The organism is Meiothermus cerbereus, from assembly GCF_051297115.1.
In the GTDB taxonomy this organism is placed as follows: domain Bacteria; phylum Deinococcota; class Deinococci; order Deinococcales; family Thermaceae; genus Meiothermus; species Meiothermus cerbereus_A.
The window spans coordinates 1-14,766 of sequence record NZ_JBEVAL010000025.1; the positions used below are offsets into that span (position 1 = coordinate 1).

28 protein-coding genes are annotated in these 14,766 nt (G+C 60.2%); 1 reads left to right on the forward strand and 27 read right to left on the reverse strand.

From position 1 onward, the window contains the following. Nucleotides 1–209: 209 nt before the first annotated feature. Nucleotides 210–1,283 carry an integrase core domain-containing protein gene (locus ABWU19_RS07075; protein WP_435901014.1) on the forward strand — a complete coding sequence of 358 codons (1,074 nt, stop codon included), beginning with the start codon at nt 210–212 and terminating at the stop codon, nt 1,281–1,283. Here ABWU19_RS07075 and ABWU19_RS07080 read toward each other — a convergent pair. From ABWU19_RS07080 to ABWU19_RS07210, 27 genes are all read right to left on the reverse strand, one after another. Next, entirely contained in the window at nt 1,280–1,831 is a 552-nt protein-coding gene (locus ABWU19_RS07080) for a recombinase family protein (protein WP_435901015.1), read from the reverse strand. The two genes, ABWU19_RS07075 and ABWU19_RS07080, sit on opposite strands and share 4 nt — an antisense overlap. 92 nt (nt 1,832–1,923) lie before the next feature. Continuing rightward, nucleotides 1,924–2,793, reverse strand: a complete 870-nt coding sequence (locus ABWU19_RS07085) for a hypothetical protein (RefSeq protein WP_435901016.1) — start codon at nt 2,791–2,793, stop codon at nt 1,924–1,926. Nucleotides 2,794–2,808: 15 nt separating this feature from the next. Beyond that, complete coding sequence (locus ABWU19_RS07090; RefSeq protein WP_435901017.1) at nt 2,809–2,982, reverse strand: hypothetical protein; 174 nt, start codon at nt 2,980–2,982, stop codon at nt 2,809–2,811. Beyond that, complete coding sequence (locus ABWU19_RS07095; RefSeq protein ID WP_435901018.1) at nt 2,979–3,221, reverse strand: hypothetical protein; 243 nt, start codon at nt 3,219–3,221, stop codon at nt 2,979–2,981. The genes ABWU19_RS07090 and ABWU19_RS07095 overlap by 4 nt, the downstream gene beginning before the upstream one ends. Beyond that, a complete protein-coding gene (locus tag ABWU19_RS07100; RefSeq protein ID WP_435901019.1) occupies nt 3,218–3,877 on the reverse strand; it encodes a transglycosylase SLT domain-containing protein in 660 nt (219 codons plus the stop codon). Before ABWU19_RS07100 ends, ABWU19_RS07095 begins: the two co-directional genes overlap by 4 nt. Next, a complete protein-coding gene (locus ABWU19_RS07105; RefSeq protein ID WP_435901020.1) occupies nt 3,874–4,149 on the reverse strand; it encodes a hypothetical protein in 276 nt (91 codons plus the stop codon). Before ABWU19_RS07105 ends, ABWU19_RS07100 begins: the two co-directional genes overlap by 4 nt. After that, complete coding sequence (locus tag ABWU19_RS07110; RefSeq protein WP_435901021.1) at nt 4,146–5,198, reverse strand: hypothetical protein; 1,053 nt, start codon at nt 5,196–5,198, stop codon at nt 4,146–4,148. The genes ABWU19_RS07105 and ABWU19_RS07110 overlap by 4 nt, the downstream gene beginning before the upstream one ends. After that, on the reverse strand, nt 5,188–6,198 hold the full coding sequence (locus ABWU19_RS07115; RefSeq protein ID WP_435901022.1) for a hypothetical protein: 1,011 nt from the start codon (nt 6,196–6,198) through the stop codon (nt 5,188–5,190). Before ABWU19_RS07115 ends, ABWU19_RS07110 begins: the two co-directional genes overlap by 11 nt. A 180-nt stretch (nt 6,199–6,378) precedes the next feature. Further along, on the reverse strand, nt 6,379–6,840 hold the full coding sequence (locus ABWU19_RS07120; protein ID WP_435901023.1) for a hypothetical protein: 462 nt from the start codon (nt 6,838–6,840) through the stop codon (nt 6,379–6,381). Beyond that, a complete protein-coding gene (locus ABWU19_RS07125) occupies nt 6,840–7,070 on the reverse strand; it encodes a hypothetical protein (protein WP_435901024.1) in 231 nt (76 codons plus the stop codon). The genes ABWU19_RS07120 and ABWU19_RS07125 overlap by 1 nt, the downstream gene beginning before the upstream one ends. After that, on the reverse strand, nt 7,057–7,188 hold the full coding sequence (locus ABWU19_RS07130; RefSeq protein WP_435901025.1) for a hypothetical protein: 132 nt from the start codon (nt 7,186–7,188) through the stop codon (nt 7,057–7,059). Before ABWU19_RS07130 ends, ABWU19_RS07125 begins: the two co-directional genes overlap by 14 nt. Further along, a complete protein-coding gene (locus ABWU19_RS07135) occupies nt 7,185–7,622 on the reverse strand; it encodes a hypothetical protein (RefSeq protein ID WP_435901026.1) in 438 nt (145 codons plus the stop codon). Before ABWU19_RS07135 ends, ABWU19_RS07130 begins: the two co-directional genes overlap by 4 nt. A 2-nt stretch (nt 7,623–7,624) precedes the next feature. Further along, complete coding sequence (locus ABWU19_RS07140) at nt 7,625–7,882, reverse strand: hypothetical protein (protein ID WP_435901027.1); 258 nt, start codon at nt 7,880–7,882, stop codon at nt 7,625–7,627. Nucleotides 7,883–7,894: 12 nt separating this feature from the next. Continuing rightward, nucleotides 7,895–8,734 (reverse strand): hypothetical protein, encoded by an 840-nt coding sequence (locus ABWU19_RS07145; RefSeq protein ID WP_435901028.1) that lies wholly within the window; start codon nt 8,732–8,734, stop codon nt 7,895–7,897. Beyond that, complete coding sequence (locus ABWU19_RS07150) at nt 8,731–8,955, reverse strand: hypothetical protein (RefSeq protein WP_435901029.1); 225 nt, start codon at nt 8,953–8,955, stop codon at nt 8,731–8,733. Before ABWU19_RS07150 ends, ABWU19_RS07145 begins: the two co-directional genes overlap by 4 nt. A gap of 3 nt (nt 8,956–8,958) precedes the next feature. Beyond that, nucleotides 8,959–9,186, reverse strand: a complete 228-nt coding sequence (locus ABWU19_RS07155; RefSeq protein ID WP_435901030.1) for a hypothetical protein — start codon at nt 9,184–9,186, stop codon at nt 8,959–8,961. Between the two features lie 10 nt (nt 9,187–9,196). Then, nucleotides 9,197–9,958 carry a hypothetical protein gene (locus tag ABWU19_RS07160; protein WP_435901031.1) on the reverse strand — a complete coding sequence of 254 codons (762 nt, stop codon included), beginning with the start codon at nt 9,956–9,958 and terminating at the stop codon, nt 9,197–9,199. Next, a complete protein-coding gene (locus ABWU19_RS07165) occupies nt 9,958–10,470 on the reverse strand; it encodes a hypothetical protein (RefSeq protein WP_435901032.1) in 513 nt (170 codons plus the stop codon). Before ABWU19_RS07165 ends, ABWU19_RS07160 begins: the two co-directional genes overlap by 1 nt. A gap of 17 nt (nt 10,471–10,487) precedes the next feature. Continuing rightward, nucleotides 10,488–10,901 carry a hypothetical protein gene (locus ABWU19_RS07170; protein ID WP_297854029.1) on the reverse strand — a complete coding sequence of 138 codons (414 nt, stop codon included), beginning with the start codon at nt 10,899–10,901 and terminating at the stop codon, nt 10,488–10,490. Then, nucleotides 10,898–11,635, reverse strand: a complete 738-nt coding sequence (locus tag ABWU19_RS07175; protein ID WP_297854028.1) for a hypothetical protein — start codon at nt 11,633–11,635, stop codon at nt 10,898–10,900. Before ABWU19_RS07175 ends, ABWU19_RS07170 begins: the two co-directional genes overlap by 4 nt. Beyond that, complete coding sequence (locus tag ABWU19_RS07180; protein WP_297854027.1) at nt 11,632–11,868, reverse strand: hypothetical protein; 237 nt, start codon at nt 11,866–11,868, stop codon at nt 11,632–11,634. The genes ABWU19_RS07175 and ABWU19_RS07180 overlap by 4 nt, the downstream gene beginning before the upstream one ends. Beyond that, nucleotides 11,865–12,416, reverse strand: coding sequence for a M23 family metallopeptidase (locus ABWU19_RS07185; RefSeq protein WP_297854026.1), 552 nt, complete (start codon nt 12,414–12,416; stop codon nt 11,865–11,867). The genes ABWU19_RS07180 and ABWU19_RS07185 overlap by 4 nt, the downstream gene beginning before the upstream one ends. Before the next feature lie 13 nt (nt 12,417–12,429). After that, complete coding sequence (locus ABWU19_RS07190) at nt 12,430–13,053, reverse strand: hypothetical protein (RefSeq protein ID WP_297854025.1); 624 nt, start codon at nt 13,051–13,053, stop codon at nt 12,430–12,432. Nucleotides 13,054–13,056: 3 nt separating this feature from the next. Continuing rightward, nucleotides 13,057–13,407, reverse strand: coding sequence for a hypothetical protein (locus ABWU19_RS07195; RefSeq protein WP_435901033.1), 351 nt, complete (start codon nt 13,405–13,407; stop codon nt 13,057–13,059). A 119-nt stretch (nt 13,408–13,526) separates the two neighbouring features. Beyond that, complete coding sequence (locus ABWU19_RS07200; protein ID WP_297854023.1) at nt 13,527–13,877, reverse strand: hypothetical protein; 351 nt, start codon at nt 13,875–13,877, stop codon at nt 13,527–13,529. Further along, on the reverse strand, nt 13,877–14,182 hold the full coding sequence (locus ABWU19_RS07205; RefSeq protein WP_297854022.1) for a hypothetical protein: 306 nt from the start codon (nt 14,180–14,182) through the stop codon (nt 13,877–13,879). Before ABWU19_RS07205 ends, ABWU19_RS07200 begins: the two co-directional genes overlap by 1 nt. Before the next feature lie 124 nt (nt 14,183–14,306). Further along, nucleotides 14,307–14,750: a hypothetical protein gene (locus ABWU19_RS07210; protein WP_297854021.1), complete on the reverse strand. Its 444-nt coding sequence runs from the start codon at nt 14,748–14,750 to the stop codon at nt 14,307–14,309. Nucleotides 14,751–14,766 lie beyond the last annotated feature (16 nt).

Genomic DNA, 14,766 nt, shown 5'->3' on the forward strand with positions numbered 1-14,766 from the left:
AGCGCCAAGGCCCTTGTCCGCTCGCGGTTCTTCTCCCACAGCCCCGTCATACCTTTCCACACCGTCCGACACGCCGCTTTCCCCGCTGCAGCCTAGTTGCCTAAATCCAGGACACACCCTCAGCCCTGCATTGAAACATAACACAAACTACCGGATTACAGTTACCTGTCGTTATTTTTACTCTATTCTCAAGTTTTAGGCAAGCAGATATGGACATCATTTATGCGTATGAGTACCCAAACGCTGTCCAGGAAAGAATCCCGAATCAATACAAGACAAAACCCCCCGACCCGAGGAAGCTGTCCAGGAATCCAGGGCGAGGGGCCGACACTCCGGGGCAAGCCGTCGTGCCTAAAGATAGGGTAGCACACCGGATTTTAGCCAAACAGCGCCTAAAAATGGTGCTGGAGGTAGAGGCTGGTGCATCGTGCTGGGCGGTTGGCAAAAAATACGGATATTCCAAAACCCAGATCAACATTTGGTATAGGCGCTGGTTGAACTCTGGAAAGAAGTTCTCGGCCCTTCTGAACAAAAAGGCCGGCCCACGCAAACCCAACGCTCGCTACGATATTGACCAGGCGGTTAAAGAACTTTTTGAGAAAGGTTTCAAAGGTCCCCGGCTACAACTCGAGCTAAAAAAGCGCGGTATCAAGGCCTCTCTGCCAGTTATCTACCGCTCGCTGAAGCGGCAAAACTTGAAAGCCCCAAGGAAACGTAAAGCAAAAAAGAAAAAGCCGCCGCCCCGTACCTTTCCACTGGGCTACCTGCAAATGGATACCATCCATATCCAGCAGGGAGGGCCATACCAGTACTCTGCGGTTTGTGCGGTTAGTCGTCTGGCATTTTGCCGGGTCTACCCCGAGCTGTCGGTGTCGAACTCTCTGCACTTTCTCTTTTTGTGCTATCGGTTTTTCCCCTTTACCATCACCACCATTCACACCGATGGAGGGGCAGAGTTTACCTTTATCGCACAGCACATACCCAACACCAATCACCTGTTTTCACGCGCCATTGAAGCTGCCGAAAAAGTCCACGAGATCAGCGTTGGGAAGCCCTGGCGGAATGGCAGAGTAGAACGCTTTCACCGCACCATCCAGGATGAGTTTTACCGTCCTCTGCCTGCTGAACAAGGGCTGGGCGTCTATCGGGGCCAGATGCCCAACTACCTCAAAAGGTACAACGAGGCCCGCGAACATCAAGCATTGGGTTGGAAGACCCCAAAGCAGGTGCTCGAGGAGTTGCTGGGTTATGCGGTCACTCTGAATTTTGAACTAGCACATTAGCCCGAACGAGCCACAATCCTGGATATGGTGCTTTTGCTGACCCGCATTATGCGGGCCACATCGGTCTGAGACCGGCCCTGGGCGATCAGCTCCAGGGCCTCGGCCTCGAGGGCCGGGGTGAGGATGGGCCTGCGCCCCAGGATGACCCCCCTGGCCCTGGCCCCTGCCAGACCGTTCTGGGTGTTTTCGCGCATGACATCCAGGCGAAGCTGGTTGAGCACACCGATCATCTGCACCATGGCCCGACCCATCGCGGTGCTGGTGTCCAGTTGCTCGGTCAGGCTGTGCAGCATGGCCCCGCGCTCCTCGAGGTGCTTTACCAGGCGCTCGAGCTGCTCTACGCTGGCGACCGCTCGATCCAGCCGCCAGACGATCAGGGTATCGCCCTGCTTCAGGGTCTCCAGCACCGCAAGCCACTGGGGCCGATCCCAGCGGCGGCTGGATACGCTCTCGCTGAAGACTTGCTGGGCGCCAGCACGGCGCAGTTGGATGATCTGACTGTCCAAGTTCTGGTCAGGGGTAGAAACCCGTGCATAGCCGTATTTCATAGCCTTATTTTGCAACGCCTATATGAAACGCCCATTTAAGCTCTGGCAGTTTTGCCTTTGCAGAACTCAGAAAGTACCGTTTTTGCAACAAGTCAACGCAACAGTGAGGCGCTGGGCCATTTGTAGGCCCGGCCCTGGGCGATCTTTTCGAGCTGGCTTTTGGCTTTGAGCAAGCGTTGTCTACGTCGGCGCAAGGTCTCTCGTTTTCGCTCGGATTTGGTCTTATCGGCCAGGCTGGACACCTCCTGGATTTTTACTTCCAGCGCTGCCAGCTCGTTTTTGGCGCGGGCTGGGAGGTTCTGGGCCAAGGCCTCGGCCCGCTTCTGGGCCTTGGTTTTCGCGGCTTTCTGGGCCTGCTGGCTGGCCAGGGCCTTGCGCTCCCAGTAGGTGGGATCGTCGCGGGTAACCTCTTCGTCCCAGCGGCGTACATCCTCCAGGATTTCCCGCTCGACCTGGGCCTTCCACTGGTTGTACGAGTCCAGGTAGGCCTGGTCACCCCGCGCCCTGGCCGCTTTGACATCCTCGAGGATGTCCTTTGGTGGGAAGTACGTCACCTTGACGGGCTCCCAGTTGACCCGCTGGATGCTGGCCCGGCCACCATCCTCCAGCTTCACGCTCTCGCTGGTCTTGCGCCAGACCTTGGGCTTGATGGGCTCTACGGGCTCAAGGGGCTTGGGGGCTTTGGCAAAGCGCCCGGCCTCGTCGAACCAGACCACCCGGCATATCTCGCGGCTTTTGACGGGCTCCCCGCTGGATTTGGCCCTGGCCGGTTTGCCTCGGCCTTTGGAGCTGGCCTGGCCAGGTTTGTCTAGGTTGACCAACCGATAACGTCCGCCCACCTCTTCGACCTGGCCCTCTAGCTCGAGCAGGGTTAGGGCTTGCAGGGCTTCGGGGGTGGTGATCTGCAACTCCGAGGCTATGGTTTCCACCGTAGCCGGGCCGCGCTGTAACACGCGCTGCACATACGCCTTCATGGCTCACCTCGGGATTCTGGGCAGCACACGATCCACCAGGGTGTTGGGCAGGTTGGCCAGGGTGCGATCCATCTTGTCCACCCCGCGATCCACCGAGCGCTTCAGGCCCCAGAAGCCGATGGCCACCATCAGCGCCACCACCCCAAAGCCAATGATGGTCGCCTGGGTCTGGTTCATTTAGCTTTCCTTTCCTGTTTGAGCTTGCGAATCATTGGCAGATAGGTCTTGTTACGAGATATTTCGTATCGCTTATCCAAACCCCTATCTAGTGCCTCGTATTGCGCTTTAGTGATCCTCTTTTCCTGATAGGCTCGGAACAGCGCTTTTGAGGCTGCATTCCACTTAATGAATGCCAGCCGACTGTTCTTCTTGTCGGCCAAAATTGTCGCGCTCAAGCTGGTTGGTTTTCGCTTCACACATACCTCCTGGGGTCGTTGGCTAGGGCCTCGCGGGCCAGGCCGGCCTCGAGCAACCGTTGCCGGGCCAGCACCATATCGGCGTATTTGGCCGAAAAATGGTTCTCTCCGCGCCGCACTGCCGCCACGGCCAGGTTGCCGCCGTTGTAGCGCACCAGGCCCATGCGAACGCTTTTCTCCTGGCGAATCTGCCGCGCCAGGTAGCGGGCGCCCAGCTCGAGGTTGGTGCGTGGGTTCAGCAGGCCCTCGGGGGTGCCCTTGTAGCCCACCGTAATGGCGGTTGCCCCCTTGATCTGGGTCAGGCCATACACCCGCGCAAGCTGGGCATCTGTCCAGCCGCGCTTGCGGGCTTCATCGAAGCTGCGATTGTTTGTGATCCACCCCTCAGGCCGGTTATCCAGGGTGATGCTGGGGTCGGAGCGGCGGTTTTCTTGCAGCGATAGGGCGGCCAGCAGGCTGGGCTTGATGCCGTTGCCCTGGGCTGCGGCAATCAGTTGTTTGCGGTAGGGCTCGAGGCCACTGGGGAGCAACAGCAGTGTGGGCCGCAACGTTTCCTTTACGGCCCCTACGCTGGCCCTGACCACCCGCTGGCCTGGCTCGGACACCACCGCAGCAGCGGTGGCAGCAGCAAGGCCCGCAATCAGCAGATCGCTCATCGTACCTTCCTTTCGTCATTGTCCTCGAGGCCGCGCATATACCGGCCAATCTTGGCGCCGGGGCCTGGGCGTGTCTCGAATCCCGATTTACCGCTGTACCACAAAAACGCATACAGGTCGGTATAGGTCACTCTGGCCCCGCTTGCGCTGGCCCCACCATGCAGTGTCCACCACTGGCTAGTACTAGCGGGATCAATGCCCACCTCGAGCACTGGCACCAGCGGCCTGGCTACGGGGGCCAAACGGGTGCGGGTGGTGGCAGTCGGTATCATGTCCAGCTAACCCCCCATCCCGTCAGCCGCAGCTCGTTGAGGTTGGTTTTGGTAAACTCCTGCTCGGAATCGAATACAAACCCAAACGCATATGCGCGCAAGTTTGAGACGGTGTTCTGCCAAGCAAACCCCATCGCTCGGATGGTAAAGTTGGCTTCGTTGGCGGTAAAAATCAGTTCGTTAATCAGGCGTTGTTTTGATCCAGGGGTATAGGCAGCAATGGTTGGAGTTTTTATAAATCCGGTATTTTGCTCGGCGGTTTTGGTACCGTAGGCTACCGTAAAGGCATTTGGGCGCAACCAGAATCCCCATCCATTTGCGCCGCTTGCTCCTCCGAGTGTTCCGCCAGATGCGATCCGATCCAGCATCCCAATATCGGATTGGGAAAAAGATCCATAAATATCCCCGTCGCCCAGCGCCACAAACTGGCCGGTGCGGTTGCCGATGTTGACGATATTTATGCTTCCTGCGGTAGCGACCACCGGCCCTACTGTTATGCGGCTAATGTAAATCAGCCGTAGCTGCTGATCCGCATCCGGCGTAAGGGTAATGGGGTTGCCTGAACCGTCCTTGAATTGCTCGAGGCACATCAGATTGTTACCTGGTGTGGCGCTGCCGCTAAACCCCCAGTGAGTCAAGTTCTTGTTGCCCACCTGTGCAGCCGTGAACTGCTTGACCCGGCGCACGTTGTATACCCCAGGTGATACGCGGGTCACTGTGTCGCTTTCGCCAGAGGGCACAAAGTCGGTTCGTGCCTGCTCCACGGCCATGCCGGTGTCGGTGGGCTGTGGTGCTCCAGATGCCTGCCCCACCACCGCATACCTGGACTGCGGTGTAAATCCGTATTGCGCCACCAGGGTGTCACGGGCCTGGTTGAGCACGAGGTTATGGATCGGGCTATCGGCTTCCCGCACCACCCGGCCATGCCGATCCAAAATCTGCCAGAACATCTCGTGCGGCTCCTGCCGCACATGGATCATGGGTGGAGGCGGTGTCAGCTCTCGAATAATCAGTGATCGTGCGGGTACAAGGATTTTTTTATGCAGCATTGTATGAGCCTCCTAGACCTGTGGTCAGAAACGTGCCGTTGCTCAAAACTTCCGGGGTTGCACTTACGTCATAGGTAACCACCACAACGCGGTAGTTACCTGCTCCCACCACCATTGAGCCGTCAGAGAGGTTTTCAGTGCCCATGTCCAGCACCATCACCACCGGGCGATAGTTTCCTGCTCCCAGCACCATTGAGCCGTCAGAGAGGTTTTCAGTGCCCATGTCCAGCACCATCACCACCGGGCGATAGTTTCCTGCTCCCAGCACCATTGAGCCGTCAGAGAGGTTTTCAGTGCCCATGTCCAGCACCATCACCACCGGGCGGTAGTTGCCTGCTCCCAGCACCATGCTGGATGTGGCTATTAGGTCATCGGCAGGCAAATAAACTGGGTACATCTCCGAGCGGACATTGAGCCCGTCCCCCTCAGCCTGCCACTGGTAGCCCAGGGGGGCCAGGATGTCCAGGGTTTTGGGTGTGCTGTAGCTTTCAATGTGGTGCTCTATTGCGTAAAGCTGCCGCTGCACCCGCATCTTTAGGCTTTTGCGGTCAGGGGTCAGGTATAGCAGCAGTACGTCGCTGTCTGGGACAAAGTAGTTTACCTCGGCATCGTTGATCAGCACCGGGTCTACTCCGACAAAGGGGCCTCGGTAAACAAACTCTCCGAGTAGGGCATCCCACTGGCGAATGAAGATGTGCTCGCCTACCTCGTAGGCAAACACATGTCGGGCGCTCTGGTCGAAGGCCAGGGCCAGGTGCCGGCACTCTTTGATGGGGTGGGCAATCGGCGGTATAGCCACCTGTTCCCATCCGGTCGGGCTTTCCCCGTACAGCTCGGCTTGCTTGGTTTTTTTGTTCAATATGGCGGCCCAGTTGCGGCCAAACAGGCTGCTGTAGCTGCCATCCCCCGTAACCCCCATCTGCTGGGGGCCAGCGGCTTTAGCTACCTCTGGCACACGGTATTTGCCGCGTTTGTAGGACTGGGCCTTGGTGTTCAGCATCCTATCTCCGCACCAAAACCCAGCCCGACAACCCCACCACACCCAGTCCCAGCACAGCCTGGGTTATCTCGCATTTGCGGCACCCCTTGCCTTGTTGCAGGTACCACAGCGATTTGCCCAGGCTGTACAGTCCGACAGCTCCAGCAAAGACGGCTAGGGTCTTGGTTTTGAGGCTCGAGTTCATCGTCCATAGATTTGATAGGTGGCGGGCTGGCCGTCCAGCGGGAGGATTACCACCTGCTGCACCACCGAGGTAATCGGGATGGACACCCCAGGCGGTACGGTGTGTTCTGGGCTTTCTCCCCCAGGGCAGATCAGGCGCACCTTGAACGGATTATCGCCCAGGTTGGCATAGAAGCCGCCGTAGATCAGCCGCTTGCCCTGGGGGTGTTTAGTCTCGACAACCGTTTGCTGCGTGACGGTCTTCTCCCAGACCATGGGGGGCTGGATCATCTTGCGCCGGGTGATGCCGGCGTTGGGGTCGTCCACGAACTCGCCGTATTCGGCGATCAGGACACCGCGTATATGGGCCACATCCGCGTTGGTTTGGGCCTGGCCCTTGACCAGCTCCACCAGTTGGCCGCACACAAACTTGAAGACGTTATCGAGCCGTTGGGTCAGCTCGGTAAGATTTGGAAACATCAGGGCCTCCCCAGGTTGCTGCGGTCTATACGCTCCAGGATTTGGACAACCCGCTCGAGCACTACCGCTTGCTGCGCTTGGGCCATGGATACCTGATCAATCTTGCGGTTCTGCTCGGGCATCCAGACTATGAGGATATAGGCCACCAGGGCTAGAGCGCCGACCCGCTCGAGGGCCTTCACCAGCAAGTCCAGGTAGCCCAGCATCCGTTTATCCTCACTTCCCTCCACAACCGCACCCGCTTGCCTCGGTTTTGGTTTTGGTCAGGAGCTTGCCGGCCAAAAATACCAGCGCAGCAAAGGCCGTAGCGCCGGCGGCCAGCAAAAAACCGGCCTTGAAGTCGTTCATGGGTTCACCCCCTGCCGTTTGAGGTTGGCTACCGCCGCTTCTACCAACAGCCGGGCATCGCTCGGGCCTGCGATCTTGCTGGTTGCGTGCAGGGCTTCGGCCAGGCGCTCAGCCTTTAGGGCCTCAATTGCAGCGGGCGGTAGCTGGTTGCTGTTGTGGTCTCGCATGACTTCCTGAAGGTCAGCTCTGTATTTTTGTCCGGCTGCCAGCACAGCTCGTTCGGCGCGCTTGAGGCGCAGCTCCTCGATGCGGTCAAGGATGAACTGCTTGATGTTCTCGCGGAAAGGCCGCAAAAAGGGCACCTTCCGCAGCAGGGTATCGGTCAGCCAGGCCACCACTAAGGCCGGGATGGCTCCGTTCGCAAAAACAAACAGGGTATCCAGGGTGGTGGACAACAGGGTCAGCAGCAATTGTTGTACGTCAAAGGGCAGCATGGTTAGCTCTCCGTGGGCACAGTCCACATCTCACTTTGATCCAGGATGCCTTTCTCGATGTCGGTTAGGGGGGCCTCCACGCCAACCGGGATATCCCTCTCACCGGCCCGCCATTCCTGATAGCCGGGCATCACTGCTGGTTGAACGGGTTGGGTAGTGTCGGGCTGGGGCTGGGTGGACTGGAAGTAGGTGTAGCCCAGGTAGCCAGCGGCGCCCAGCAGCACCCCTCCAAGAATCCAAAGCAAGGTTTTTTCGTTCATGTGATCTCCTTTCTAGGCCACGGCGTAGGGTTGCACTGCGCTGTAGTTGCCGCTGGCCAGCAGTTGGCTGGCCCGCTCGTGGCCGGCATAGGCGTTAGCCGCCTGGGGGGTGTAGTCCACCCCGTAGCGGGTTTTCAGTTCTCTCACCATCCCCCGGTATTGCACCTCCAGCTCGACCAGGCGGGCCTCGTAGGGCCTGCGCTGGGTGGCCTGCCATTCTCTGAGCTGTTGTTCGGCCCAGGGGATGGCCTCATCGGTGAGGATATGCCAGGGGTTGCGGTCGTCCTCGGGGTTGCCCGAGGTGCCCTTGTAGTAGCCGTTCCGAATGGGTTGCTCCATCTTGCATCCGGGCATCACGTCGTTTCTGCAAGGAGCGTCCCACCAGAACCGGCCACAGCGGTTCCACACCTGCTCTTCGCACTTGTTGATCAGGGTGCCGAAGCGCCCCGAGTTGCGCTGCTGGTTGATGTACTGCTGGCGGAAGTCCTCCAGGGGGGCACGGTTGGCGTTGACCTTATCAATCTCGGCCAACTGAAGCATTTGCAGGTTCTCCACCGCCGCAATCCGGTCTATAAAGCCACGGATTTCGGCCTGGCGCAGGCGCTCGGCCTCTTCGGCTTGTTGCCGCTGGATTTCCGCCAGCACATCGGCAAGGGTGGCGTTGGGGTTGACGGGGCTCCCTGGGCCATCCGGGGCTGGCAGCGCCACCGGGGCCGGTGTCACCCGCACCGGCCTGGGCTCAGCCTTTGCGGCCTCCTGGGAGCGCCGCACAAGGTAGTACCCTCCACCGGCCAGGGCGGCCAGCACGGCCACCGAACCCAGGGTGAGGGCGACGGTCTGGCCGGTGTTCATACCACCACCGTCCCGTGGTAGCGGAAGCCGTCGCCCTGCTCGAGGTGGTGCAGGTCAAGCTGGACTTGCTGGTACCGTATCCGGGCGTCGGTCACTCCAGTCTGCACCGTTACCACCGGGGCCGGCTGGGGCCTGCGCTGACGCCGCAGCAGGGCATAAGTTCCCCCCGCCACCGCAAGCACGGCCAGCCCTCCCAAAAACACTTTCTGCCCGGTCGTCATGGTTTACCGTCCCAGCATCTTGTAGGCCACAAAGCCCACGGTGATGATGGCTACCCCATACAGCATCATCTGTTTGGTTTTTTCAGCCTCGAGCCGGGCCTGCTCGGTGGCCTGGCGGTGGCGCTCGATCTCGAGCTTGGCCTGGGCCTCCGCAGCTTCGGCCTGTTCTTTCCGCACATCGCGGTTGACGATGCCATCCACAAAGTTGATGATTCCGGCTGCTAAGTCCATGGGAACCCTTCTAGCCCTTGAGCTGCTGCTCGGCCATGCGCGAGAGCATGGGGCCGTCCAGCACCCTTATGGGGGTATCAATCACCGGCAGGTTGAAGATGTTTTCGGCGTCGGCTGCCCAGTAAATGCGGCTGTTGGAGCGCACCCGGATGGTCAGGATGAACTCCGGGGCCAGGAAGACGTCCTTGGCGGTGCCCAGGGTGGGGGCGGTGAGCCGGTTGGTCTGGTCGGCGGAGTGCAGCGAGCGCAGGCTGGTGTTGAAAAAGACCGCACTGCTGCCATCGGAGCCGCTGGGCACCTCGGCGGCAATTTGCAGCTCGCCGTCGCCGGGCAGGTAGAGCACCCGGGCCTTGTTGGCAGCCGGTACGATGTTGCCCTGCAATACCACCACGCCGGTCTGCCAGTTGACCGAGAGCACATTGGTCTCTTGCCAGGTGGCCCCGTTGTCGTCGGACAAAAAGCCTGCAATGTCCTGGTGGGCCGAGGTGGGAAAGGCCGGGTTGTTGCGCTGGCTCTGCACCAGGCGGATGCCCTGGGCGCCCAGGTCAATCTGCACGTTGCCCCCCACCAGGGTCAGCGCACCCTGGGTCTCGTACACCGCCTTGATGTAGGCCTGGAGGGGTGCCCCCCGGCGCAATACCATGGCGATATTGCGGGGCACTTCCAGCTTGGCCACCGTGGACATGATGCCCAGGGTTTGCTGGCCGGGCTGGAAGCTCTCGGCGGTCAGGGCACGGGTGCGGGGATTACCTACGATCTCGTAGGGCAGCATTAGCGCACCCCCGAGAACTCACCGGGCTTGCCCTCCAGCGTACCGAACTCCACATAGCTCTTAGTCCAGTCCACCTGGTCGGGGCCTTGCACCGAGATGATGAATTGGTAGTCCTGCATCAGCACCAGGCCCGGCCCCACGTTCAGATCAACCTGCCCTGCGATCTGATCCACGTACTCCGCCGATTTCTGCTGGTTGAGGGAGACTTCCCGCCAGATCGAAAAGGGCAGGGTGCGGTAGCGCTTGGCAGTCTCCCAGCCCGGCCCCAGCACCGCGATCTCGATCTTGGAGCTGCCGCTGATGCGCTGGCCGTTGGACTTGTTGAGGTCGAGCTTCAGGTCAAAGCCGGTGGTCTTGCCGTTCTTGCCGTTGAACTGGTTGGGGATGACGAACTCGGCCCCACGGGGTACGGTGAACTTGAAGATGGGGGTGGGGACGTTGGCGGCCACCACGTTCTGGGTGAGTTCCACCAGGCTGCCGGATTCACTGCTGATTACGGTTTTCTTTGCCATTTTTTCACTCCTTTACGCTAAGGGTTCAGCGCTTGCACGTTGTCTTGGATGCCGTGGGCCAACAGGGTACCCGCCGAGGCAATGAGGCCCATCCGCACACCCTCGGCGGCAGGGCTATCGCCTTTCACCAGGGCCAAGCTGCCCACAGCGAGTAAAGCCAGCCCGAACCGGGTGGCCTGGCGGCGAAGGTTGAACATCCGCGATATCTCGGGCACCACATCGCGGGTGGGCCGCCCGGTCAGGGGGTCTACCTGGCGAAACACCCCGTTTTCGGTTTCCCAGCCATAGATATCCCGGAACTGGGAAAACAGGGCTTTCTGGCCCAGGGCAGTGCCCACAATGCCCACCGTTGCGCCCAGCGCAGCCACCTGGATGCGAGGGTTTTTGATGGTGCGGATAACTTCGTTGCCGGTTTGCTTCAGATCACTCATGCTTGCCTCCAAGCTCCAATCCTCTCCAGGTAGCGGCTGCCATCGGGGGCCAACCGGGCCACCACCCCGCGCCCGGTAAGCCGGTCGTAGACCGCATACTCACCTGGTGTTTTGGTTTGCGGGTTGGGGTATTTGAAGGTACCGGGGTCGGGAATCTCCGGCCAGGTCTGCATAACCCGTTCTCGCTGGCGCTGCTCGCCCATCGGGAATATAGCCACCCGTGTGGCCTGCTTATAGGCGGCGGAGTCCACCGTATCGTCGCTGGTCGAGCCGAAAACCGGCGTGACCTTGATGATGTCCACCCCGTACTTGCGGCCCTCGGCCTCTACCCGCTTCATACCAGGCGGCATGTGGTTCTTGGCCAGGTAGTTTTGGGCTTCGTCCACGGTAATACGCACGATGCAGTAGCGGGTCTCAAACTGGCCCAGCGACATGCAGGCTTGCCCCAGTGCGTCCATGAACTCGTAGACCCCATCGCCGGGGGCCACCTCGAAGTGCACAGAGCGCTGGGCTTTGATCAGGCGGGCCAGCTTGGCCGGGTCGTAGCGCTTGGCCAGTTGTTCGGCTCCCAGGTAGTACCGGTGGGTATAGAACTCGGAGAGCTGCCTCGAGGCATTCACGCAAACATCGAACACACAGCGCCCTTTACCGGCCTGGATCACCTCGTGCAGATAGGTGGTCTTCCCCGACCCAGAGGCCCCGGTGATAAACATGTTGAAGGCCTGCCGGCTCATGCGGCCCCCTTCCAGATGTAGCGCTCCACCAGTTGCATGACATGCCAGGGCAGCATGTGCTCGCTGCCCACGCGGTCGTAGCCTTGGAACTTCACCCAGACCTGGCCCGGCCCGAAGGGTTCTATGGTGCCGCCAAGCTGGTCGAAGATGTGCCGCGCCCTGGCCACCCGCTCGGCCTGGGCGGTGAGCATGGCGGTGGTGGGGCCGTTGGCGCGGATTTCGCTGGCGGTCATGTGCGCCTCCAGGCCGGGGGTTCTTGCATTTTGTTGGCGGCAAAAAAAGCCACGGGGTCTGTGAAGTATTCCTTGACGGCGGCCAGGTCAGTTCCGGGCCAGTAACCCCAATCGGTGGTGCCATCCTTACGCCGGGGAGGGCGTTTGACCATCACATCGAAGTGCAGGTGGGCGGTATAGGCGTTGTTGTAGCCCTTGCCCACCGTGCCGATGCGCTGGCCGGCCTCCACCCGCTGGCCAACGCTTACCCGCACGTCGCGCAGGTGCATGTAGCGGGCGTAGTAGTTACCGTGCTGAATCACCACCCCGTTGCCCCAGGAGCGCCCTGGCAGTAGTCCCGCAAATACCACCGTACCGGCCTCGATGGCATGGACGGGTTGCCCCAGGTCGGAGTCCATTCCGTCTGGATGGTTGAAGTCCACGCCGGTGTGCCAGTGCCCTGGCGGCACCAGCCAGCGGCCCCCAGCGCCCTTGATCCCCAGGAAATAGTTGGGGTCGAGGTAGCGCACATCCGGGCGGGGGCGGCGGGGGTTGATGGGGTAGTACATTCGCTGGTTTCTCCTAGGAGACTGAGCGGGCTTCTTGCTTAAGGCCGGATAGGAGGCTGCTAAGATCGCCAATCCCGCCATCACCAGAAACAGCAGGGGCGGTAGGCTGCTCGAGGTCTTCCGGCTTGAACTCGACACCGGGGACGGTGGCCCCTGCAAGGTCGCTGGGAGGGAGTTGTCTATCGGCTGCCGCATACGCACCTTTGGTCATGAAGCTCACTCCGGCCAGCACTGCGAGACCACCGAACAAGCGCACTGCTGGGGGGAGGTTCTGGAGGCCCTGGCCGCCCATCTGGGCAAAAGCACCGGGGAAGTCGAGCATTTCGTCCAGGACGAATACGATCAGCTCGTTGTGTTCGATGTCGCGCACGAACTGCTCGCGCACTGCTGGCGAGAGATCAAGCCCCATCAAAAAGGCCATGATGCGGGCCAACTTGGGGGTGATCTCGGGGTTGGCTTTGGGCACCGGTTTGGTAGGCGGTGCGCTGGGTTTGCTATCACCCGCGATAGCATCCTCCAGCGACATGTTTCGGGCCTCCTCGATGTCGGCCAGGAAATCCGGGTCGAACTCGGGGTGGGGTTCAGCAGGGGCGGTTTCAGCTCCAGGCTGGGTTTCGTTGAGCAGGGTCTCTTCCATAAATCACCGGGTAGGAATGTGGAAAGCTGGAGCTGGGCTAGCCAGAGCTGGCTGGTCTGCCGGTACCCTAGACAGGGTTGGCTGTGGCTGCTCGGGTTTGGCTTTGGCCAGGGCCAGGCCACCCGCGCCGGTGGCCAAAGCTGCGCCCAACATCATGAAAAGGCCGTCGAGGGAGCCGCTGGCCGCTGGCTTGGGCTTTACGCCCGGCTTTACAGCATGGGCTTTCGCTTTCTCGACCCTGGGCTGAATCTGGGGTACTAGGGGGTTTTGCTCGATCAACGAGCGCGTAAAGGGGTCTAGCCCCTCGAACCGTGCGGTGGCCTGGTCAACGTGCTCAACCACCGCACGATTCACTGCAACTTCCCGGTTGGCCTGCACAGGACTGGTTGCTGCCGGTTGGGAAGTGGAGGGTATTGTTTGAGCTTGTATTAACCCGCCCAAAGATAGGTCTACCCGGCCTTGCGCGTTGCGTCTCATTTGACCTTCACCGCTCCTTCGGGGTTGGAGAGGGCCGAGGTGGTCTCCTTGAGCGAGTTGGCGGCATCGCGGCCCGCTGCCCGTATTTGGGCCACCAGGAACACCGAGGCAAAGGTGATGGCAGCAACCCCCAGCACGCTCACCGGCTGATTCACGAAATCGCGCAGGGTGCTACCGGTTGATGGGCCGCTTTTCGGGGGGGTGCTGCTGTTGGTTACGGGCTGCTGGGGCTGACCAGGGGGTGGCGAGGGGGGCCGGAAAACATCCAGGTTGATGCCAAAGTAGGGAGCCGCAAACTTTGCCACCAGGGCGGCGGCGATCCACTGCATTACTAAGACTGGTGGCATTATGCTTTCCTCACTGTGGCCCAAAAATAGAGCGCGTCTTTCTCGAACCACTTGCGGGTTCTAAAAACGCGCTTACCCCCAGAGGTTACGAAGTTGGTTCTTTGTAGGGTGACTTTGAACCCGTTGCGGGATAGGGCCTGCTCGAGCACTGGAATAACGGCTTGATCCCACAAGCCGAAGCTGTTGGCCAGCCGTTGCAACAGCTTGCGGGTAAGGTCATTTTTGGCGGTTAGCTTGAACAGCCGCTCGCCCTCACCGATGTGCTCGTTTTGGCCAATCCGAACCACGCGCTGGTTCAAAGACATGGCCCCCACGCTAGGGCCTGGGGGCCTGAAAATCTAAGGCGAATTGCGTGTGCGGGTTGCTTAAGCAGGTTGCGTGTGCAGTTCGGTCAAGATGCTGTGTGGCAGAGGGTTTAGACTGATTTGCTTATGGGTTGAAACAAAAACTGTACTGACGGCGCTCCAGGGACTCACGGCCTGGCCCAAACCGATAAATCAGGGCCTCGTAGCACCCACCGTTGAGCATCCAGCGCGGGACGCTGATCCAGAACATCTTGCCGTCGAAGTCCGCGTACTTCACCTGTGGATCAGAGCACCACAGGCCATCCGTATAGGCGAAGGGCTGACCGACGTCGCGGCCCCTGGTGGGGATGATTTCAAGGCGCTGCACCCCGTAGCCGGGTACCCGCTGCCAGGGGACTCCAATGCGGTAGGTGTTGCCTGAGGCCTGAACCACAACGCGCCCAGGGTATGGGTGTGCTTTGACAATTCCAAGCACATCCTTCGCCCAATCAAAGTCCTGACACGATGAACCCTGGGCCAGGGCCGGGATCACACCAATCATCAACAACGCCAAAACGATGTTTTTCATCTTACCTCCACGTCCA